The organism is Entomohabitans teleogrylli, from assembly GCF_001484765.1.
In the GTDB taxonomy this organism is placed as follows: Bacteria; Pseudomonadota; Gammaproteobacteria; order Enterobacterales; family Enterobacteriaceae; genus Entomohabitans; species Entomohabitans teleogrylli.
Map to the genome: position 1 here is coordinate 1 of NZ_LLXO01000129.1, position 329 is coordinate 329.

At 59.3% G+C, this 329-nt stretch carries 1 pseudogene; it reads left to right on the plus strand.

The features are described 5' to 3' along the window. Window positions 1-329, plus strand: a pseudogene (locus AQ981_RS25560) (HAAAP family serine/threonine permease); the annotation flags it as partial.

Below are 329 nucleotides of genomic sequence, written 5' to 3' on the forward strand. Positions count from 1 at the left end.
ATCGTACGCTTCGGCGAGCAGATGATCGTTAAGGCCATGAGCGTGCTGGTGTTCCCGTTCGTCGCCGCCCTGATGTTGCTGGCCCTGTATCTGATCCCGCAGTGGAACGGCGCCGCGCTGGAAACCCTCTCCCTGAGCAGCAGCGCAGCCACCTCCGGCAGCGGTCTGTGGATGACCCTGTGGCTGGCGATCCCGGTGATGGTGTTCTCCTTCAACCACTCACCCATTATCTCCTCCTTCGCTGTCGCCAAACGTGAAGAGTACGGTCAGGACGCCGAGAAGAAATGTTCGCGCATTCTGGCGTATGCCCACATCATGATGGTGTTAAC